The sequence below is a fragment of the Sporolactobacillus sp. BBK16-2 genome (assembly GCF_059878335.1).
The window spans coordinates 482,098-501,687 of record NZ_CM187611.1; the positions used below are offsets into that span (position 1 = coordinate 482,098).

Consider the following 19,590-nt stretch of genomic DNA (forward strand, 5'->3'; position numbering starts at 1 on the left):
CCTCCTCAGGTCATTTACGTGTGATGCAGATCCGGCGTTTCACTTGTGCTTCAGGCGAGCGCGCCGAAAAGCATGGGCGGCAAGGCGGCGAACAGTCCGGGTCGGGTTCGTTAGCGATCGGAAGAACAGGGGAAACGATTCCTTTTTTACCAAGCCGCAATTGTTCATTTGTACACTAGGGTTCCCTACCTAAAAAAGGTTAAACTTTTTCTTTGTCCAAAAACTGATCAGCCACAGGATGGCACCGCTCACAAGCGACGGAAGCCAGCCGAATGAGAAGGACGGGCCGAAGTTGGGAATCAGATACAGCAGCGCAGTACCTAGACCAAAACTGATGATACCAACCAGCCCGGCTTTCAATACATCTTTCCAATTGCTTACTTTTTTGAAGAGAGCGTTCTCGACAAGATGCAAAATGAACCAGATAAGAAATGCGATCGCCAAGAGCCAGTAAACCGTAATCAGCGTAGATTTGACGATAAAGACGGTCGCGTCCGCAGGCTTGAAGAAGCCGCCGATAAATAAAGCGGCGCCTCGGACAAGTAAAAATATAGAGATGAGGTTGATTAACAGATAGCTGAGAAACGGAAGCCTGGTGCGCAAGTGCGCTTTGGGCAGCTCGCTGATCAGCTCATCTGCATATCCCTTTGGATCATCACCGAAGATGTCGGCCGCCGTTTTTCCATCCTGCTGTCCATCAATCAAGTGATTGAGCAGCTCCATCAGTACCTCTTCGCTTTCCTGATCCGATGATTTTGCCTTTAATCGAATATAGACGAGCATATCATCATAGTATTTTTCATTTTCCTTAGTCAGCAACTTGCGCCTTTCATTATTTTCCGAGATTAGTTGTTTTGAGCTAATCATTTGTGTGCCTCCTTTGCATTAATGTCGTGACCGGACCGGCGATATTTGCCCATTCCAGCGCCAGTTCCTTCAGCGCTGCAAGTCCATCGTCCGTCAGCGAGTAATACTTGCGGTCCGGCCCCGATTCCGACGGCCGCATCTCCCCGCGAATATAACCATTTTTCTGCAACCTCAGCAGCACCGGATAGATCGTCCCTTCACTGACATCACTCAATCCGGCCAGCTGCAGCTTCTTTGATAATTCATAACCATATACGGATTCCTTTTCGATGATCGACAGCACACAGCCATCAAGCACACCTTTCAAAAGCTGGGTCCGAACAGACATAGCTGCTCCTTTCTTAAAACGGTATGTTGCAAAACAAGATACCAGTGTGAAAAATCAGCTACTTTGCAATGCCAAGTAGCTGATATCAGTATAAAATGCTAGGGAATGGATGTCAACAAATCACATCCAAAAAGCAATGCACCAAATCAATTGGCCAATGCATGAAATTAGTGATCCAATGCACGAAAAGTAGTACTCAATGCATGAACGCCAGCCTGATCTGAGTCAATGCACCAAATCAATTGGCCAATGCATGAAACTAGCGATCCAATGCACGAAAACCTTGGTTCAATGCACGAAAAGTAGTACTCAATGCATGAACGCCAGCCTGATCCGAGCCTATGCACCAAATCAGTAGGCCAATGCATGAAACTACTGATCCAATGCACGAAAATCTTGGTTCAATGCACGAAAATCACTGCTCAATGCATGAACGCCAGCCTGATCCGATCCTATGCATCAAATCAATTGGCTAATGTACAAAACTACTGATCCAATGCACGAAAACCTTGGTTCAATGCACGAAAATTAGTGCTCAATGCATGAACGCCAGCCTGATCCGAGCCTATGCACCAAATCAATTGGCCAATGCACGAAACTAGCGATCCAATGCACGAAAATCTTGGTTCAATGCACGAAAAGTAGTGCTCAATGCATGAACGCCAGCCTGATCTGAGTCAATGCACCAAATCAATTGGCCAATGCATGAAACCAGTGATCCAATGCACGAAAACCTTGGTTCAATGCACGAAAAGTAGTGCCCAATGCATGAACGCCAGCCTGATCCGAGCCTATGCACCAAATCAGTAGGCCAATGCATGAAATTAGTGATCCAATGCACGAAAACCTTGGTTCAATGCACGAAAATCACTGCTCAATGCATGAACGCCAGTCTGACCCGAGTCAATGCACCAAATTAGTAGGCCAATGCACGAAACCAGTGATCCAATGCACGAAAATCTTGGTTCAATGCACGAAAAGTAGTGCTCAATGCATGAACGCCAGCCTGATCTGAGTCAATGCACCAAATCAATTGGCCAATGCATGAAACCAGTGATCCAATGCACGAAAACCTTGGTTCAATGCACGAAAAGTAGTGCCCAATGCATGAACGCCAGCCTGATCCGAGTCAATGCACCAAATCAATTGGCCAATGCATGAAACTACTGATCCAATGCACGAAAACCTTGGTTCAATGCACGAAAATTAGTGCCCAATGCATAAACGCCAGCCTGATCCGAGCCTATGCACCAAATCAATTGGCTAATGCATGAAACTAGTGATCCAATGCACGAAAACCTTGGTTCAATGCACGAAAAGTAGTGCTCAATGCATGAACGCCAGCCTGATCCGAGCCTATGCACCAAATCAGTAGGCCAATGCATGAAATTAGTGATCCAATGCACGAAAACCTTGGTTCAATGCACGAAAATCACTGCTCAATGCATGAACGCCAGTCTGACCCGAGTCAATGCACCAAATCAATTGGCCAATGCACGAAACCAGTGATCCAATGCACGAAAGATCAAAAGGAGTGTACAAGCCGAGGCTTGTACACATCTATATAAAGACAAAAGAAGAAACCAGCCGTCAAAGAAGGCTGGTTTTTCAATGTTGATCAGGTTCGTGATAAATTGTATGTCGCTGTGTGCCTGTATAGCGAAGGTTCATGTTCTTTAGCAGGTTCGTTGCCTGCGCTCGAGAATCTAGGTGCGCCCAGTGTCGGAACTCACGGTTCGTTATAGTTGGTGACATCAGCAAGAAGTAGTCGTCAAGCAGGGTGTGGTGCGCGGTTTTTGAATCTCGGCCGCAACGTGAACAATGCCAGCTGCCATGGGCTCGAATCATGGGGATGGCGTGGCAGTTTGGACATTGAACGCCGGTGAGTAGGTCTTTGTCATCAATATGATAGAGCTCACGCACATTCTGGATAAGTGGTGTATGGGCTTGGATAAGTTGATCGTTGAGCCGATCGCGTTCTTGATCGGTTAGGCGTATGTTAACCGGAGCACGCGTGAGTGCCTGAATGCGATCGGGAACTTGGTGCATGTGGCAGACTTTTCGAGGAACGATTGTATTGCCGGAAGCTGTTTTGAGTATGGTTTCAGGATTGCTGAACGTGACGAAGTCTTCAATCGGAGCTTGCGGAAATCTGTGGGCCGCGCACCAACGACTCAGACAATCATTTTGCCTTTTTACTTGCACAATCGGACAACGAAATCCTTCCGACTTACCATTGAGTGTTCGGATCATTTGTTTGAACACCGGGTCGAAATAGACCTCTCCTTTTAGTGCCTTAATTTCAATTATTAATAGGAAGGAATAGGTTAGAATGAGCGTGTCCATTTGGAAAAAGGAATGGTTCATCGGCAGGCGCAGGCCATGATAGATGGAGAAATCATCCGGCAGATCGGCAAGGTAATAATCAATCGCTTCCTCACCTTTATATCCGTTCGAGCGATTTTTCTCATCCTGGCAAATCAGCGCGAATTGCGGATGATTTGGAGGGAGGCGGCGTTTCAACGCGCTTAGTTGACGGAGAATATGGGGCATCGTTCTCTGTTTTTTGATCAATCAATCATCTCCTTAACTTCAAAGATCTTTTAAAAAGAGAATAACAAATTTCCCGAAAAAAAACGAAACGACAAAACAGTAAAAATGAAGCCAAAACACTGCATAATAATAGAAATCGAATCAACAAGCCGTATTAGAAAACGTTTACACAAACAAAATAATTAAAATTGAAATTGGGCTTGATCGCGCCCAGCCCAATACAATCGCCCGACATATAGTAATACATAATGAGAGGGGCGGGTGACTGTATGACAAACGAATTCGAGGATGGTTATTTTTACGATCCTTATGGCTATTATAATGGGAATCAATTTAATGAAAATGCGTACGATCCTTATCGTGAACAGATGCCGACACTGCTGCCGACGGCGACAATTGAAAATGAAATTAAGCTGGGAAGGACCGGACATTATTACCGTACCAGGCTGGCAAGCTTTGGTGAACTAGTGACGATCCAGCTGCTTGGTATAAACCCAACAACCGGCATGGTCAGTATGAACGTCTACATGCCGCAAACCGGGCAATGGATGTTTCATCAAGAGCATAAATCGGATATGTTCGGACTGACTTATCTTGGTCCGACCCCTCCGCCACTCGGCGGCCAAGGAGGAACGCAAGGTGGTGGACCGGGCGGCACGCAAGGAGGCGGCCAAGGTACCGGTACGCCGCGTCCGCCGTGGTGTCAGCAATATTCTTGGTTTCCCGGCTGCTGATGAAAAAAGATGGCACCCGCATCATGCAGAGCCGTCTTTTTCTTCATAGCTTCAAACTGGGCCACAGCCCAACCCAATGAAAATGCCCGGCATATAGTATTACAAACAAGATAGGCAGGTGTTTATAAAAATGTATGACGATCCAAACGGATCTGGGTATCCGTATGGCTATGAATCATATGAATATGAGCCTTACAGGTATGTGACCGAATATGATGATGATTATTACGATGAACGCGAACAACCGCAGCCGTTTCTTGTTCCGACAAACGCGATTCAGCAAGAACTTAATCGCGGCAGACGCGGCCATTTCTATCAAACGCGGCTCGCCAGCTATAATCAGATGATGCTGATCCAACTGCTCGGCGTCAACCAGAATACAGGCATGGTCAGCATGAATGTCTATTTGCCGCAGCAGCGGCGCTGGGTACAGCACCAGGAACATTTTACAGATATGTCCGGACTTACTTATCTCGGGCCGTATCCGCCGCGCGGGGTACCGTTCCCGCAACAGCCGCCGCGTCCGCCGAGACCGTGGTGGTGCCCGCAATTTCCATGGCATCCGGCATGCCGTTAAAAAATTCTCTCATGCAAAAAGAGATGGCTCCGAATATCCGGTGCCATCTTTTTCCTATACTCTGCTACAATATGAGAAACGAGTAATCAGGGAGGCTTCACGATGTCGTTAGTCCTTGTCTTTTTGTGCTTATTTTATTTCTGGGCGCTGCTGAGCGGGATTCATGTCAACTCGGAAGAACAGCAACGTGCCAAATGGATTCACTGGAATCAAGATCATAGCAAAAAGCGTCGCCGCCTATACATAGAGAATGCGATCGTATTCGTGGTTTGGCTCGGCGCGATCGGCCTCACATTCAACCTTGGCCATGTCTGGATCAGCTTGAGCGCACTGATCTTCTTCGTGATCGTTGCCTTAATCAATTTTACATTCAGAGCATGGGCCGCCAATCCGAGTATTACGTGGGAGGACTACAATGCTCGAACCCAGTCGCCGCTCCGGATCGTAAGATCGGTTGCCGGAGTCTGTTCGCTGCTCGTCTTCATCATGATTTTTTACCATGCGCTAATTGATGCGACCATGATCGATCAGCTGCTGGCCCATCGGGATGAGCTTAGCGATCTCCCTCTTAACCAATACATCATCATGTGGGTATTGATTTGTCTCGCCTTTCCTTCGTTGGTCTCAGCCATTGTCATGAAGGGTCACCGTTATTTAGGAAAGAAGGAAGAAGTGAAGGCCGTCAATCAACTCGTCGACCATTACGATAAAAAAATTGAAATTCCAACGAGCGATTATTTGCTTCCACTGATGGAACGGACTGAGGCCAGCCTTCATGTGCCGAAGTCGGAGAGCATCTTAAAGAAAGGCAAGATTTTTCAAATTGTCAAATTGATCATCGTCGCTATCATGCTGATCTGCGGATTGTTTGGCGGACTCCTACTGTCTGTTGATCTGGGCAGTTTCTTTACGCTGCTGAACGTGGCACTGACATTTGTTTTGTTTCTATGGGTTGTGGAAAAATGGACGTATCGCTTTGCGGACCGGAATCGCCAGGACCTGTGGCGCCGCCTGATTGAGCAACTCGATTCGGGAAAAGCGGATGAAGTACCGCTTTCGGGAAAATATTGGCAATATACGTTTGCGGAGTGGGTCCGCGAATTGAAGAGGTGAGCGGATGTTTTTCTATATAGCACTCTCAATAGTCAGTATCGTCATCGTATGCATGTTGATTGGATTTATTAAGTTTAGAAGAGGCAAATTTGACAGCCATTTTGTTCCATTTATTCTGAACGAAAAAGCAATTAAAGCGTTGAAAGCGAACAAGGGAGTCAGCGTCAAAACGCTTGAACAAATCAGCAATCTAGTGATTGCACAGGTGACGTTCGAAGGTATGCTGATGGCTTGGTATCTCAGTACTTTAGATAGCGACATGGGACATGGACTTGTAGTTGCCATCGCCGGAGTCCGGCTTGGTTTCGGCTATTGGATCACGCATATGCTTAAAAAAGAAACATCAGCTGCCAAGTAAAAAAGCGAGCGCCGCGGCGCTCGCTTCATGTCAGACTTCCTTGTATACTTCGACTTCCTTGATTTCCGGGATCAGGCTGTATGCCGTCAGTCGATGCTGACCGTCATACAAGCATAAATCCTTATTGACCATCATTGGCGGCAGCTTTCCGCCTTCATGTATATAATCAACCATCTGCTTGACGTTATCGGTATGATAATCATCGTAATTTTCCGGGTCGTTTGCCCATTCTTTATAGGTCACCAGATTTTTTCCATTGCTGCTGAACGAGCAAGGCACGTCATACAACTTTTCCTTCTCGATTGTGATCAGCTTGAATTGATGGTCATCAGTGCCGAACGCGTCATGCTGAAGATCGCTGTAGCGTCCGCAAATTTCTTTTCCCGTTAATAATTCTGCCATGCGCAACCCCTTCTTTATGATTTTCCCAAAGTATCCGTGCAAGTGCGCGAATGATAATAGTTTAAATTTATAATAGATCCGTAGATTTTGCAAAGTATATATTAACCAGTACGGATTGACAGGACACTATTTTTTGCTAAACTTGACGATAATGCAAGAGGAACGGGAGGCGTTAGGATGTCTGTGGAAAAAGTGAAGGCCTATTTTCGGTCGGTCGGCCGTGAAAAGGATGTCATTGAACTGAAACTCTCAAGCGCGACGGTGCAGCTGGCGGCGGAGCATTTGCATGTGGAACCGGAACGGATCGCGAAAACGCTCGCCTTTCGCGGCGAAAATAAGGAAGGTGCGATGCTGGTCGTCATGGCTGGCGATGCCAAGATCGACAATAAAAAATTCCGCCATGAATTCGGCTTCAAAGCGCATATGCTTTCGCCCGAAGAAACGCTGGAACTCGTTGGTCACGCGGTCGGCGGCGTTTGTCCATTTGGTCTGACACACGATTGGCCGGTGTTTATGGACGAATCGTTGAAACGCTTCGAAACCGTGTTCCCGGCATGCGGCAGCAGCAATTCCGCCATTGAGCTCACCATTGATGACCTGTACAGCCTAGGCAACGGCAAATCATGGGTCAATGCCTGCAAAGGCTGGCAGGATGAACCGGAAGCCTGAATAGATAGCACTTAAGACGTATACATTTATAGAACGCCGGACGGTTACTTGATCGCCGGCGTTTTTTTATACTAAGTAAAGCATCACCGCTGACGATGGATGTTCCACGAAACGTTGCCTCAGATACTTGGCGGAGCCAAGTTTTTTACATGACATTACTTTAAGGAAGGTAGGCGATTTGTATGAAACGGTTTGCGATTGTGCTGGCTATTGTTGTGGTTGTGTATTTGATCTTTTTCAATCCGATTCATTTACCTGGGTTGCCCTTTGGCAAGCAGCAAAGCTCGGCAACTTTAACAAAGCAGGTGAATCAGATTCAAGTTAAAACGGGAAGTATTCGAGCGGAAGTTGTGCTCGGTGAAGGGAATAAAGTGCGCGCCAAGTTGAGCGGCAAAGGGAGTGTCTCGGTTCAACGGTCGGGTGACTCGATTCAGGTGAAAACGCACAGGCAGTTCTCCTTTTTTTCCTGGTGGGACCGCTCTAAGGTAACGATTACGATTCCGCGCAGCTATGCTCGGGCGCTCAGCTTGGATATTGGCTCGGGAACGATAAACTTTGATGATGAGGCGACTTATCGAAAGCTTGCGGTGAATGTTTCATCGGGATCTGCTAACGTGAAGGGGATTTCTGCCGACTCTGCCCAATTGGTTGTACATTCGGGCAATCTGGAGATGGATCAATTACATGTGCGGTCGGCAACGCTTGATCTTCGTTCGGGCAATTTAAAGGTTACCCATTTCTCCGGAGCGTTCAATGCGCAGGTGCATTCCGGTAATTTGAAGATGGGCATCACCGAATTGAGCGGACCGGTCAAGGCTTCGGTCAACTCGGGCCTGGCAAATTTTGATCTGCCGAATGATGCAGATTTCCGCCTCAACGGAAAGACGAACAGTGGAATGCTTCGCTGCATCCTGCCGCTCAAAGAGAAGCAAACCGGCGACAAAACGATCAGCGGTGTCCATGGATCAGGAACCTACACGTTTGATGCAACGGTAAACAGCGGTGTATTGCGTATTTATTAAGAGCATTGTAAATTTTGCTCAGGTGGATTAGGTTCCCTTCATAATGCTTACACGAATAAAATTTTCATGATATGATGAATAGGTTGCCCGGTGCTGATGATCGGTGAATTCTAATCAGCATTGTCAATCATGAACATTTTAGAAAGAAGTGTTGGAATGAGTATTATGGAAGAAAATAGGATTCAGGTCCACCGGAATCTCAATGTGGTACCGATTGTTCTTGTCTTGGTTTTTGGTGGGTTTATAACGATTCTGAATCAGACACTGCTTGTTACGGCGCTGCCGAGCATTATGCATGATTTGAACTTGACGTCGGTCATGGTGCAGTGGATTCAGACGGTGTTTCTGCTTGTCAACGGGATTATGATTCCAATTACGGCCTTCCTCGAGGGAAGGTTCACCACGCGCGCTCTGTTTTTATCGGCGATGGGATCATTTACGGTCGGCACGCTCGTATGTCTTGTCTCGAACAATTTCTTTTTTCTGATTATCGGTCGTATCATCCAGGCGATGGGTGCCGGGATCATGATGCCGCTCATGATGACGATTATGTTTATCATTTTTCCGATTGAGAAGCGGGGATCGGTCATGGGCATCTTCGGTCTGGTGATCGGGTTCGCTCCGGCGATCGGTCCGACCTTGTCCGGCTGGCTGATTAATCATTATTCATGGCGTATCTTGTTCTATGTTGTGCTTCCGGTTGCGCTGCTTGATTTTATTCTCGCCTTTTTCATTTTGAAAAATGTGACCAAGCGGACGTATCCGAAGCTGGATATTCTGTCGATTGCTCTCTCAACGCTTGGTTTTGGCGGCTTGCTGTACGGATCAAGTATTGCCGGAAGTCATGGCTGGGGGGATCCGGAGGTACTGCTGACACTCGCACTGGGTGCCGTGGCACTCACGGTGTTCATTCTCAGGCAGCTTCGACTTGAACAGCCGATTCTGGAATTCAAGGTGTTCCGCTACCCGATTTTTACACTGACAACGGTGATCGGCATGCTCTGCTTTACGGCGTTTATTGCCGGTGCGACGATGTTGCCGATTTACATGCAGACGATGCTCGGCTTCTCGCCGCTCAAATCCGGATTGATGCTGCTCCCGGGAGCAATTGTGATGGGCGTCATGTCCCCGATCACCGGACGAATTTTTGATAAGGTCGGCGCACGTGGCCTTGCAATCACCGGTCTCATCATTGTTTTGGTGACGACCTTGCTGCTGTGCCGCTTGGACGTATCAACATCGTTTGCTTATCTGGCTCTTGTGAATGCGGGGCGCATGTTCGGCCTGTCGATGGTCTTAATGCCGACAACGACAGCCGGCTTAAACCAGCTGCCGAATAACATGATTCCGCACGGCACCGCCATGAACAATACCATGCGCCAGGTTGCCGGATCAATCGGAACGGCGCTGCTGTTCACCGTCATGGCCTCAACCGCGCTCAACCCGCAGAAATATGGCGTTGACGGGCTGATCCGTGGCGTCAATGCCGCGTTCTTCGTTGCTTCATTGATTATTTTAGCGGCATTGATTCTCGCATTCTTTGTGAAAAAACCAAGCCGCCGCTCATGAACATAAATCCTCCCCGTACCGCTTATGCGGTGTGGGGAGGATTTTTTGTTGCTAAAAATTTCTCGATTGGATACGAATTTCATGATTGTGTTAGTCGGTTGAACTTTTTCGTCAGGTCTGGGTTCGTGCATGAGGACCTAATTTTCGTGCATTGAACCGATAGTTTCGTGCATTGGATTACGATTTTTGAGCATGAGCTTGGTCTGAGAGTAAGTTCATGCGTTCCGCTCACATTTTTGTGCATTGGGCTGGGATTATCGTGCATAGAACCGATAGTTTCGTGCATTGGATTACGATTTTTGAGCATGAGCCTGATCTGAGAGTGAGTTCATGCGTTCCGCTCACATTTTTGTGCATTGGGCTGGGATTATCGTGCATAGAATTTGGATTATCGTGCATTGGATTACGATTTTTGAGCATGAGCCTGGTCTGAGAGTGAGTTCATGCATTCCGCTCTTTTTTTCGTGCATTGGACTGGGATTATCGTGCATAGAACCGATACTTTCGTGCATTGGATTAAGATTTTTGAGCATGAGCCTGATCTGAGAGTGAGTTCATGCGTTCCGTTCTTTTTTTCGTGCATAGAACTAGGATTATCGTGCATAGAACCAATAGTTTCGTGCATTGGATTACGATTTTTGAACATGAGCCTGGTCTGAGAGTGAGTTCATGCATTCCGCTCTTTTTTTCGTGCATTGAACTAGGATTATCGTGCATAGAACCGATAGTTTCGTGCATTGGATTACGATTTTTGAGCATGAGCCTAGTCTGAGAGTGAGTCCATGCATTCCGTTCTTTTTTTCGTGCATAGAACTAGGATTATCGTGCATAGAACCGATAGTTTCGTGCATTGGATTACGATTTTTGAGCATGAGCTTGGTCTGAGAGTAAGTTCATGCGTTCCGTTCTTTTTTTCGTGCATTGAACTAGGATTATCGTGCATTGGATTACGATTTTTGAACATGAGCCTGGTCTGAGAGTGAGTTCATGCGTTCCGCTCACATTTTCGTGCATAGAATTTGTATTATCGTGCATTGGATTACGATTTTTGAACATGAACCTAGTCTGAGAGTAAGTTCATGCGTTCCGCTCACATTTTCGTGCATTGGACTGGGGTTATCGTGCATAGAACGAATAGTTTCGTGCATTGGATTACGATTTTTGAGCATGAGCTTGGTCTGAGAGTAAGTTCATGCGTTCCGTTCTTTTTTTCGTGCATAGAATTTGTATTATCGTGCATTGGATTACGATTTTTGAACATGAGCCTGGTCTGAGAGTGAGTTCATGCGTTCCGCTCACTTTTTTCATTGTATTCGATCGCTCGAATTCCACACTGTTTTCATAGCAAGCCGTCACGCTGCATACATCTAGTATGACTACCTGCAGAGAGAGGGTGCGCAATGCTTGATGAGAAGATTGATGGCGGCCGGGCATTTTTTGATCCGGATTGGCTGTGCAAGCAAATTTTCGAGACGATCGATTTTTATGATCCGCAGTGTATCGATCGCGTGAATGGCGGCTATTATCATTGTTACCTTGATGATGGCACGATCTGCGATTATGAAACCAAATCGCTCGTCGGTACCGCGCGATTCATCTACATATTCAGCATCGGTTTCCTACTTGGCGGTCCGCAGCGCTGGAAAGCCATGGCGGAGCACGGTCTGCGTTTTCTCGAAGAGGTGATGCACGACCATGACTACGGCGGCTATTTTTGGCAGGCGGAAAAGCGAAAGGTGACCGACAACGGAAAATACATGTACGGTCAAGCCTTCGTACTGCTCGCGCTGGCAACAGCCGGCAAGGCGGGAATCGGCAGCACACGTCCGCTGCTCAATGCCCAGGTGCAAATTTTGGAAAAACATCTTTGGGACGATGAGCATCAGCTCTATCTCGACGCAAAAAATCGTGATTGGAGCGTGACGGATCCTTATCGCGGGCAAAACGCGAACATGCACACCTGTGAAGCGATGATTGCTGCCTTTGAGGTCACCGGTGAGCAGGCTTACTTGCGACGCGCAATGACACTCGCGCATTCTGTGACCATCACCTTGGCCAACCAAACGGGTGGATTGATCTGGGAACAGTACAATCGCGATTGGCAGCCGGACTGGAGGCAGCATGCCGAATATAAGAACAACGAATTTCGGCTGTACGGATTCGTTCTCGGTCACTCAATTGAATGGAGCAAGCTCTTGATGAAGCTGCATGACTATGTGCCGGAGCAGTGGCTTGTTGATCGCGCCGTTTTTCTCTATCGAACCGCATGGAAAGCAGGGACGGATCACGTGTATGGCGGACTCTATTTTTCAATGGCACCGGATGGACGGATTCTTGATCCCTATAAATACTACTGGGTAATGGCCGAAGCGCTCGGTGCCTCTGCATGGCTTGCCGCTGCAGCGCCGGACGCCGATTTTTATTTAAATAATTATCGCCAGCTTTTCGGCTATTGCTGGGCACACTTCATTGATCATCGCTACGGAGCGTGGTATCCGAAGCTCGGCCGCGCGAATCTCCGCATCGGTTATGAAAAAAGCCCACTTACAAAAACAGACTATCATCCAATCACCAATTATTATGAAGCGATGCGTGTGTTCAAAAAATAGTACAAATCTCGAAACGCCATGTTTTCCGCAAAATATGGCAATGCACAAACCTTGATATGACTGGAAAAAACTATGAATCACGGTGTAAAATGCTGGCAAAAACACTTTTTACGTAGGAATCAATTGATTTTCGAAACTGTATCTATTATAATTACACTAATCTCCGAAAAGGGGAATCATAGAATGAACAGTCAGTTTACTATTGCGGTTCATTGCCTGATTGTGCTCGCCGGGACGCCGGATCTCGTCTGGAACAGCGAGTCGCTGTCGCAAAAGGTGCATACGCATCCGGCACGAATTCGCAAGATTATGAGTATTCTACGTAAGAATGGTCTCGTCGAAACGAAGGAAGGTCTCGGCGGCGGCTATCGGATCGGCTGTGATCCCAGCGAGTGCACATTGGCACGGATCTATCAATCTATTTCTTGCACCCCTTTAAAGCTCAGCTGGTGTTCCGCCGGTTGTGAGCAGGACCCTGAATTCGACCGAATTCGCTCTGTAATGGACTTTGCGTTTACAGGCGCAGAACGCGGTCTCGAAGAATATCTTGAACATTGGTCGATTGCTTCGCTGATCAAGCGAACGGGATCATCGACCGAGCAGCTTCCGGAGCATGACGTGCTGATTGCTGCACGAATCAAAGGAAAAATGAAGGAACATATAAAAAAGATCGGTGGTGAAGGTTGATGCAACATGAATCCAAATGGAAAAAAGGCGATTGGGTAAAAGGCAGAACGGTAAATGGCGAGCTCATGCATGGTTTTGTCGTTGACTACAACCATGAGGAAGGGACCGTCAAGATCCACGTTGTTGCCTGCGACCGCGAAACGACGGTCGGTCGAGTGATCGAAACACTCGGCTACCTGATCAAGCCGTTCCCGGTTACGCCGTTGAACGGCCAGGAACTGCGCAGCATGACCGATCTTGCATTGATTACATCCGACCGTGACTGGTTTATGGATCTGTCCGCGCAATTATCCGAGCGCGACGACAGTACGACCAGTGACAATCTGGCGCAAACCAGCCCATGGTACTGGTCGGCCCAGCATTAACTAATGAAGAGAAAAAGGTGCCCGCGGGCACCTTTTCTTTTTGCAGTGAACCTGGTAAAACGTATTATCAAGCGATCCTGGGGATAATAAAAGCTAACTCCGGAAGTTAAAGCGAACATGAGAAAAGTGAAAGCCAATCACACAAAAGTAAAACCCAACCCTACGCAAATAAAAGCTGAATTTTGATACATAAAAGTGCGACAATCAATGCATAAATCGGAATCAATTTTATAAAGGCCAGCGTTTACTCATAAGTTGGTCGGCTCGAATCTGCTCGTCTCTGATTCCATTTCAATGCATGATAACCTGTGCAAATTGGTACAGAATATAATGAGCAAATTTATTTTCTCTAATTGGAATCTGTGAGAAAATAAGTATGATAAGGAGGGCGGATGAAATGATTCAGTCGTTGAAAGATACGGTAAAACTTAATAATGGACTGCCTATGCCAGGCTTCGGACTTGGCGTCTGGAAGGTGAAGGACGGCGAGGAGGTCATCCATTCGGTTCGGTCTGCGCTGGCGGCCGGGTATCCGATGATTGATACGGCAGCGATCTATCGCAATGAGACCGGCGTTGGCGAAGCGCTGCGTCAATCCGGAGTGAAACGGGACGATGTGTTCATCACGACAAAGGTGTGGAACGCCGACCAGGGCTATGATGCGACGCTGGCGGCTTTTGATACGAGCATGAAGAAGCTGGGCATCGAGACGGTCGATCTGTATCTGATCCATTGGCCGACTGCAGGAAAGTACAAGGAAACGTGGAAGGCGATGGAAAAATTGTATAAGGATGGCCGTGCGCGTGCGATCGGTGTCTGCAACTTCCACGAGCATCATCTTGAGGATTTGCTGCAGGATGCGGAGATCACGCCGGCTGTCAATCAGATCGAGCTGCATCCGCTCCTCTCCCAGGTGCCGTTGCGTAACTACTGCTACAAAAAGGGTATCGCCGTTGAAGCCTACTCGCCACTTGGAAGCGGCGGGCTGATCAATCATCCGACTCTCAAAGCGATCGGAGAAAAATACGGTAAAACAGCCGCTCAAGTCATGCTGCGCTGGGATGTGCAAAATGAAATTATTACCATTCCGCGCTCGACTCAGGAGGCGCATATCATCAGCAATGCCGACATTTTCAATTTTGAACTGTCTCCGGAAGACATCGACAAAATCGACGCATTGAATGAAGATAAACGCTTCGGAGCAGATCCTGACAACTTTAACTTTTAAACAAATACAGTTAAGGTAATAAATAGGAAAGAGCCTGGCAAAAAGTTCAGACATTTTGTCAGACTCTTTTTCTGACCGCAAAAAATTTCTTCTATATAATAGGGAATAAAGACAGGGAGTTTTTCATTGATGACAACACTCGCAGCAACAAAGCAAGAAATTAAACGCGGTCCGATTACCGTCGCTCTGATCATCGGCGCATTTGTTGCGATCCTGAATGAGACACTGCTGAACATCGCGCTATCCGATCTGATTGGCTACTTCCACGTCACGCCGACAACGGTTCAGTGGCTGACCACCGCTTACTTGCTCGTGATCGGCATCTTAATGCCGGTAACGGCACTACTAACCGGCTGGTTCACAACACGACAGATGTTTCTCGGCGCGATGACTATTTTCCTCATCGGCACCGTCATTTGCGGATTCGCACCGACCTTTTCCTTTTTACTGGTCGGTCGTGTTATCCAAGCGGCCGGCTCCGGACTCATTCTGCCGGTCATGATGAACACCATTCTGTTCATCTACCCTCCGGACAAGCGAGGCGGCGCAATGGGATTGATCGGACTCGTAATCATGTTCGCACCGGCACTTGGTCCGACCTTGTCCGGGCTGATCATTGCCTCGCTTTCATGGCGCTGGCTCTTCTATCTCGTCTTGCCGCTCGCCGTATTCTCGATTCTGTTTGCGGCCCGCTTCCTGACTAATGTGTCGCAAGTGACGAAGCCTAAGGTGGATGTGTTTTCTGTGGTTCTGTCCACGCTCGGATTCGGTGGACTCGTGTATGGCATGGGCTCCGGCACGGAAGGCGGCTGGCTCGGTCTCGTCCTGTTGATCGTCGGTGTGGCCAGTTTAATTCTGTTCGTTTGGCGTCAGCTCGCGATCGCAAACCCGATTCTCGATTTTCGCGCCTTTAAATACCCGATGTATACGCTCGCGACCATCATCTTAATCTTGGTTATGGTGACGCTGTTCGCGACGATGATTCTGCTGCCGCTCTATTTGCAGCGAGCTCTGCTTTTATCATCGTTCTCCGCTGGACTTGTGCTCCTGCCGGGCGGACTGATCAACGGTATGCTGTCGCCGGTAATGGGCAAATTGTTTGATAGATTCGGCCCGCGCTGGCTCGTTACACCAGGATTGGTGATCATGTGCGTCGTCATCTGGCTGTTCAGCAGATTGACGGTCTCCGAAAGCATGCTGTATGTGATCATTTTATATGCGGCCTTGCTGATTGGGATGTCGATGGTGATGATGCCGGTGACAACGACGGGTATGAATCAGCTTCCGAAGCAGATGTATCCGCACGGCACGGCGATCATGAACACCTTGCAGCAGGTCGCGGGCGGAATCGGAACCGCGCTGTTTATCGGCATTATGGTGTCCGGTCAGCAAGCATATCTCAGCCAATCCGCAAATCCAAAAGCGCCGGCTCAGATGCTGCAGGCGCTCGTCTCGGGAATGAGCCGAGCCTTCTTTATCGCACTGGTGGTCGGCGTTCTTTCACTGCTTCTTTCATTCTTCTTGAAGCGCACCGTAGCGCCGAAGGAAGACCAATCGGAAGGGTAAAAAGCCGGCAGATGCGGCATAATGATTTTGAGGTGAAAAAAATTGTCTGAATATCTTTATCCGCAACTCTTCGGCTTCGCACTCTTTTCGGTAGAACATATAAGCACATTAACGGTTATCACGACGTTAGCGGTCTGCCTGTTTCTTTTCAGGCAGACCTTTTTTACGCGCTATATTCTCGCAGCTGTTTTGCTGATTGGGGAGGCGGGGTATCAAATTGGCACGCTGATGGCGGGCACGTGGTCGGCGCGTGCGTCGCTTCCGCTTCAGGTGAGCGATGTTTCGGCGCTGCTTGCGGCAGTGATGCTCTTGACTCGGTCGCGGAGACTGTTCGCCATTTTGTATTTTGTCGCGATCGGCAGTGCGGTGCAGGCACTTGTGACCCCGGACCTTGGCGCGTCTTTTCCGCAACTGCATTTTCTACAATTTTTCGCAACGCATGGGGCAACGGTGCTCGCTTGCTTGTACATGGTTGCGGTTGAGCGTGCACGTCCGTCGTACCGCTCGCTGTGGTGGGCGGTGCTGTGGCTGAACGGGTATGCGGCAGTGATTTTTGTCGTCAATCGGCTGCTTGATGCAAACTATCTCTATTTAATGAAGAAACCCGGCGTCTCGGTACTGAATTGGCTCGGCCCGTGGCCATGGTACCTGCTCTGGGTTGAGGTGCTGGTACTCATAGAATTTCATGTACTCTACTGGTTTGTGAAGAGGAGGAAAAGTTGGAAGAAATAGAGGAGAGCTATACTGTATTTCATAAAACTTTATAAAGAGGAAAAATAAGGCTTATTGTCGAAAGTACAATCTATCAACTATTAGGGATGGTGTCTATTGATTGTAAAAAAATTATATGTCCCCTGGCGAGTGATTGCTGACCAAGCGCTACTTGAACATCTTGAGAGCGGTCATCCGGCAAGGGCGAAAATCGAAGCTGATCTCGCCAAATATCAAGCCGGCTTTCGCGGCGAACAAAATTTAGCCTACTTCCTCGATACATTCCAGAAAGATGATTGGCACCTCTTTTATGCGCTCAAACTTAAAGATTGTCAAATCGACACGCTGCTTCTAACCCCGACGTTCATTTCACTTTTGGAATCGAAAAATTATGCTGGTGCGGTTCGTTTTGAGACAGACGGACAGTTCCTGCGCCGCGTCACCGATCGGTACGAAGGCTATCCCAATCCACTTCTACAAGTCGACCGACACAGAGCGTTACTAAGGAAATGGCTTGCCAATTACGGCGTGCCCCAACTGTCGATTGAGGCTGATGTCTCGATCGCATTTCCGACAACGATTATCGAGAATCCAGGCCATTTACGACATGTTCAAGAACATGTATTCCATGCAGAACATGCCCCACTGAAAATCGAAAAATTAATGGGAAAATATAAGCACACCGGAAATCTCGCAAAATTTTTTCCTCAGGTTGAACAGTTATTGCTCCAAGAACATATCGATGAACCCCCTAATGTATTAACCCTATTCAATGTTCACCAATCAGAATTGCAGCGTGGTGTTTGCTGCGACAAGTGCCGTGCCTTCGACATGCAGCGTATTTATGCCAACTGGCTCTGCCCAAGGTGTGGAAATAAATCCAAAAACGCCCACATACCAATGATTCTCGACTATTTTCTCCTGCTTGGAAGCTCAATGACCAATAAACAATGTAGAGAGTTTTTGAGAGTTAATGATAGAAAACTCATTAGAAATTTGTTAATCAAGATGGAATTTTGGCCCAAAGGAAATGGTACCGGGCCAGGTCTTTACTATGAACGCCCATCTCATGAGTGGGCAGAAACAATCTACAAAAAATATAGACAAATAAAAAGACGTTAGACCGAACTCGAGAAAAATGAGAACGAAAAGCGTGAGTTAGACCGAACACATCAAAAACTAGACCGAATCATATAAAAGTTAGACCGAAAAGAGGAGGTTAGACCGAAGCCACGGAAAGTTAGACCGAACCCTTCAAGAGTTAGACTAAATCATATAAAAGTTAGACCGAACCATGGAAAATGAGACCGAATCATATAAAAGTTAGACCGTAAAGAGGAGGTTAGACCGAACCCATAGAAAGTTAGACCGACCCCTTCAAAAGTTAGACCGAACCGTTGGAAAGTTGAACTGAATGAGCCCCAAACTCCATCGAATCTATTATGAAGGAATTTTCCACAAAGAAAATTCCCACATCCTTATATAAAAAGAAAAATTTCCCACCAAACCACCTAATGCCCCACGAAAATTCTACCGCATCAGATAAACGCGTCGCTCCAGCCATCAAAGAGGACGCGTTTTTTTACGTTCGGATCAATTCCCACATTCTCGTTCCAAAAGAAGAACTTTCCAGCCCGCACCCAGCATGGAAAGTTCCCCGCACCACAACAACGTAGCTCCCGAACGGATGAAGTGGGACGTGCCCCTGCTCGTCAACCCTTGTCCCCATTGACTTTTTGGCATATAACTGGAACTCGTTTAATAAGATGTTACAAACTCACATACGGGGTTTCGAGGTGAGCGCGGCGGGCTTGGAACGAGCATGATGCGTTGAATAAGTTCCGTTTCCTCCAAAGATTGTCTCATTTCGCATTCATGATTACAGGAGGCGAGTGGTGTGCACGATTACATCAAAGAGCGTACGATCAAGATTGGAAAGCATATCGTGGAGACAAAAAAGACGGTACGGGTAATAGCCAAGGAGTTCGGAGTGTCGAAAAGTACCGTCCACAAAGACTTGACGGAGCGGCTGCCGAACATCAATCCGGAACTTGCAAACGCAGTAAAAAACGTGCTCGATTATCATAAGTCAATCCGCCATCTTCGAGGAGGGGAAGCAACGCGACTGAAATATCAAAAAGATACCGAACAAGCAGTTCAGCACTGATTCAACACGAAAACCAAAAGAGATGATGCTCTAAATCCGAACACTGGAAACCATTCAAATCGACC

Annotated in this window: 19 protein-coding genes; 15 read left to right on the forward strand and 4 right to left on the reverse strand. The window is 47.5% G+C overall.

Annotated elements, in window-relative coordinates; all coding sequences use genetic code 11:
• Nucleotides 1–189: 189 nt before the first annotated feature.
• The 3 genes from AC6F33_RS02550 to AC6F33_RS02560 all read right to left on the reverse strand — a co-directional run bounded on the left by AC6F33_RS02550 (nt 190) and on the right by AC6F33_RS02560 (nt 3,769).
• The gene (locus tag AC6F33_RS02550) at nt 190–867 is read right to left on the reverse strand and encodes a DUF1129 family protein (RefSeq protein WP_500777653.1); all 678 of its coding nucleotides are present in this window, start codon (nt 865–867) and stop codon (nt 190–192) included.
• On the reverse strand, nt 860–1,195 hold the full coding sequence (locus tag AC6F33_RS02555) for a PadR family transcriptional regulator (protein ID WP_255747357.1): 336 nt from the start codon (nt 1,193–1,195) through the stop codon (nt 860–862). The genes AC6F33_RS02550 and AC6F33_RS02555 overlap by 8 nt, the downstream gene beginning before the upstream one ends.
• Nucleotides 1,196–2,803: 1,608 nt before the next feature.
• A complete protein-coding gene (locus AC6F33_RS02560; RefSeq protein WP_480947964.1) occupies nt 2,804–3,769 on the reverse strand; it encodes a nuclease-related domain-containing protein in 966 nt (321 codons plus the stop codon).
• Between the two features lie 248 nt (nt 3,770–4,017).
• On the opposite strand from AC6F33_RS02560, the gene AC6F33_RS02565 reads away from it, so the two are divergent.
• The 4 genes from AC6F33_RS02565 (at nt 4,018) to AC6F33_RS02580 (ending at nt 6,530) form a co-directional block, all read left to right on the forward strand.
• Entirely contained in the window at nt 4,018–4,482 is a 465-nt protein-coding gene (locus tag AC6F33_RS02565) for a hypothetical protein (protein ID WP_480947963.1), read from the forward strand.
• Between the two features lie 130 nt (nt 4,483–4,612).
• Complete coding sequence (locus AC6F33_RS02570; protein ID WP_500777654.1) at nt 4,613–5,059, forward strand: hypothetical protein; 447 nt, start codon at nt 4,613–4,615, stop codon at nt 5,057–5,059.
• 102 nt (nt 5,060–5,161) lie between these two features.
• Nucleotides 5,162–6,172, forward strand: coding sequence for a hypothetical protein (locus tag AC6F33_RS02575; protein ID WP_500777655.1), 1,011 nt, complete (start codon nt 5,162–5,164; stop codon nt 6,170–6,172).
• Between the two features lie 4 nt (nt 6,173–6,176).
• Nucleotides 6,177–6,530: a hypothetical protein gene (locus tag AC6F33_RS02580; protein WP_480947960.1), complete on the forward strand. Its 354-nt coding sequence runs from the start codon at nt 6,177–6,179 to the stop codon at nt 6,528–6,530.
• Between the two features lie 30 nt (nt 6,531–6,560).
• Here the strand turns inward: AC6F33_RS02580 and AC6F33_RS02585 are convergent, their stop codons facing one another.
• Nucleotides 6,561–6,932 carry a ParB N-terminal domain-containing protein gene (locus AC6F33_RS02585; RefSeq protein ID WP_255747346.1) on the reverse strand — a complete coding sequence of 124 codons (372 nt, stop codon included), beginning with the start codon at nt 6,930–6,932 and terminating at the stop codon, nt 6,561–6,563.
• A gap of 177 nt (nt 6,933–7,109) precedes the next feature.
• Between AC6F33_RS02585 and AC6F33_RS02590 the strand changes: the two genes are divergently transcribed.
• The 11 genes from AC6F33_RS02590 (at nt 7,110) to spoIIID (ending at nt 19,525) form a co-directional block, all read left to right on the forward strand.
• Nucleotides 7,110–7,601 carry a YbaK/EbsC family protein gene (locus tag AC6F33_RS02590; protein ID WP_255747344.1) on the forward strand — a complete coding sequence of 164 codons (492 nt, stop codon included), beginning with the start codon at nt 7,110–7,112 and terminating at the stop codon, nt 7,599–7,601.
• 182 nt (nt 7,602–7,783) lie between these two features.
• Nucleotides 7,784–8,623 carry a DUF4097 family beta strand repeat-containing protein gene (locus tag AC6F33_RS02595; RefSeq protein WP_500777656.1) on the forward strand — a complete coding sequence of 280 codons (840 nt, stop codon included), beginning with the start codon at nt 7,784–7,786 and terminating at the stop codon, nt 8,621–8,623.
• A gap of 156 nt (nt 8,624–8,779) precedes the next feature.
• Entirely contained in the window at nt 8,780–10,192 is a 1,413-nt protein-coding gene (locus AC6F33_RS02600; RefSeq protein WP_255747340.1) for a DHA2 family efflux MFS transporter permease subunit, read from the forward strand.
• Nucleotides 10,193–11,592: 1,400 nt separating this feature from the next.
• Nucleotides 11,593–12,801, forward strand: a complete 1,209-nt coding sequence (locus tag AC6F33_RS02605) for an AGE family epimerase/isomerase (protein WP_500777657.1) — start codon at nt 11,593–11,595, stop codon at nt 12,799–12,801.
• Nucleotides 12,802–12,984: 183 nt separating this feature from the next.
• Nucleotides 12,985–13,488 (forward strand): Rrf2 family transcriptional regulator, encoded by a 504-nt coding sequence (locus tag AC6F33_RS02610; RefSeq protein WP_500777658.1) that lies wholly within the window; start codon nt 12,985–12,987, stop codon nt 13,486–13,488.
• Entirely contained in the window at nt 13,488–13,853 is a 366-nt protein-coding gene (locus AC6F33_RS02615; RefSeq protein WP_255747416.1) for a hypothetical protein, read from the forward strand. Before AC6F33_RS02610 ends, AC6F33_RS02615 begins: the two co-directional genes overlap by 1 nt.
• A gap of 397 nt (nt 13,854–14,250) precedes the next feature.
• A complete protein-coding gene (locus tag AC6F33_RS02620; RefSeq protein WP_500777659.1) occupies nt 14,251–15,081 on the forward strand; it encodes an aldo/keto reductase in 831 nt (276 codons plus the stop codon).
• A gap of 129 nt (nt 15,082–15,210) precedes the next feature.
• Complete coding sequence (locus AC6F33_RS02625) at nt 15,211–16,647, forward strand: MDR family MFS transporter (protein WP_500777660.1); 1,437 nt, start codon at nt 15,211–15,213, stop codon at nt 16,645–16,647.
• A gap of 42 nt (nt 16,648–16,689) precedes the next feature.
• Nucleotides 16,690–17,379: a YwaF family protein gene (locus AC6F33_RS02630; RefSeq protein ID WP_500777661.1), complete on the forward strand. Its 690-nt coding sequence runs from the start codon at nt 16,690–16,692 to the stop codon at nt 17,377–17,379.
• A 96-nt stretch (nt 17,380–17,475) separates the two neighbouring features.
• Nucleotides 17,476–18,480, forward strand: a complete 1,005-nt coding sequence (locus tag AC6F33_RS02635) for a nuclease-related domain-containing protein (protein WP_500777662.1) — start codon at nt 17,476–17,478, stop codon at nt 18,478–18,480.
• Nucleotides 18,481–19,255: 775 nt separating this feature from the next.
• Complete coding sequence (spoIIID, locus tag AC6F33_RS02640; protein WP_023509445.1) at nt 19,256–19,525, forward strand: sporulation transcriptional regulator SpoIIID; 270 nt, start codon at nt 19,256–19,258, stop codon at nt 19,523–19,525.
• Nucleotides 19,526–19,590: the final 65 nt, after the last annotated feature.

Excerpts from the sequence above, each read along its gene's own strand:
- AC6F33_RS02550 (WP_500777653.1), bottom strand. The coding sequence starts at position 867 with ATGATTAGCTCAAAACAACTAATCTCGGAAAATAATGAAAGGCGCAAG.
- AC6F33_RS02555 (WP_255747357.1), bottom strand. The coding sequence starts at position 1,195 with ATGTCTGTTCGGACCCAGCTTTTGAAAGGTGTGCTTGATGGCTGTGTG.
- AC6F33_RS02565 (WP_480947963.1), top strand. The coding sequence starts at position 4,018 with ATGACAAACGAATTCGAGGATGGTTATTTTTACGATCCTTATGGCTAT.
- AC6F33_RS02570 (WP_500777654.1), top strand. The coding sequence starts at position 4,613 with ATGTATGACGATCCAAACGGATCTGGGTATCCGTATGGCTATGAATCA.
- AC6F33_RS02575 (WP_500777655.1), top strand. The coding sequence starts at position 5,162 with ATGTCGTTAGTCCTTGTCTTTTTGTGCTTATTTTATTTCTGGGCGCTG.
- AC6F33_RS02580 (WP_480947960.1), top strand. The coding sequence starts at position 6,177 with ATGTTTTTCTATATAGCACTCTCAATAGTCAGTATCGTCATCGTATGC.
- AC6F33_RS02585 (WP_255747346.1), bottom strand. The coding sequence starts at position 6,932 with ATGGCAGAATTATTAACGGGAAAAGAAATTTGCGGACGCTACAGCGAT.
- AC6F33_RS02590 (WP_255747344.1), top strand. The coding sequence starts at position 7,110 with ATGTCTGTGGAAAAAGTGAAGGCCTATTTTCGGTCGGTCGGCCGTGAA.
- AC6F33_RS02595 (WP_500777656.1), top strand. The coding sequence starts at position 7,784 with ATGAAACGGTTTGCGATTGTGCTGGCTATTGTTGTGGTTGTGTATTTG.
- AC6F33_RS02600 (WP_255747340.1), top strand. The coding sequence starts at position 8,780 with ATGAGTATTATGGAAGAAAATAGGATTCAGGTCCACCGGAATCTCAAT.
- AC6F33_RS02605 (WP_500777657.1), top strand. The coding sequence starts at position 11,593 with ATGCTTGATGAGAAGATTGATGGCGGCCGGGCATTTTTTGATCCGGAT.
- AC6F33_RS02610 (WP_500777658.1), top strand. The coding sequence starts at position 12,985 with ATGAACAGTCAGTTTACTATTGCGGTTCATTGCCTGATTGTGCTCGCC.
- AC6F33_RS02615 (WP_255747416.1), top strand. The coding sequence starts at position 13,488 with ATGCAACATGAATCCAAATGGAAAAAAGGCGATTGGGTAAAAGGCAGA.
- AC6F33_RS02620 (WP_500777659.1), top strand. The coding sequence starts at position 14,251 with ATGATTCAGTCGTTGAAAGATACGGTAAAACTTAATAATGGACTGCCT.
- AC6F33_RS02625 (WP_500777660.1), top strand. The coding sequence starts at position 15,211 with ATGACAACACTCGCAGCAACAAAGCAAGAAATTAAACGCGGTCCGATT.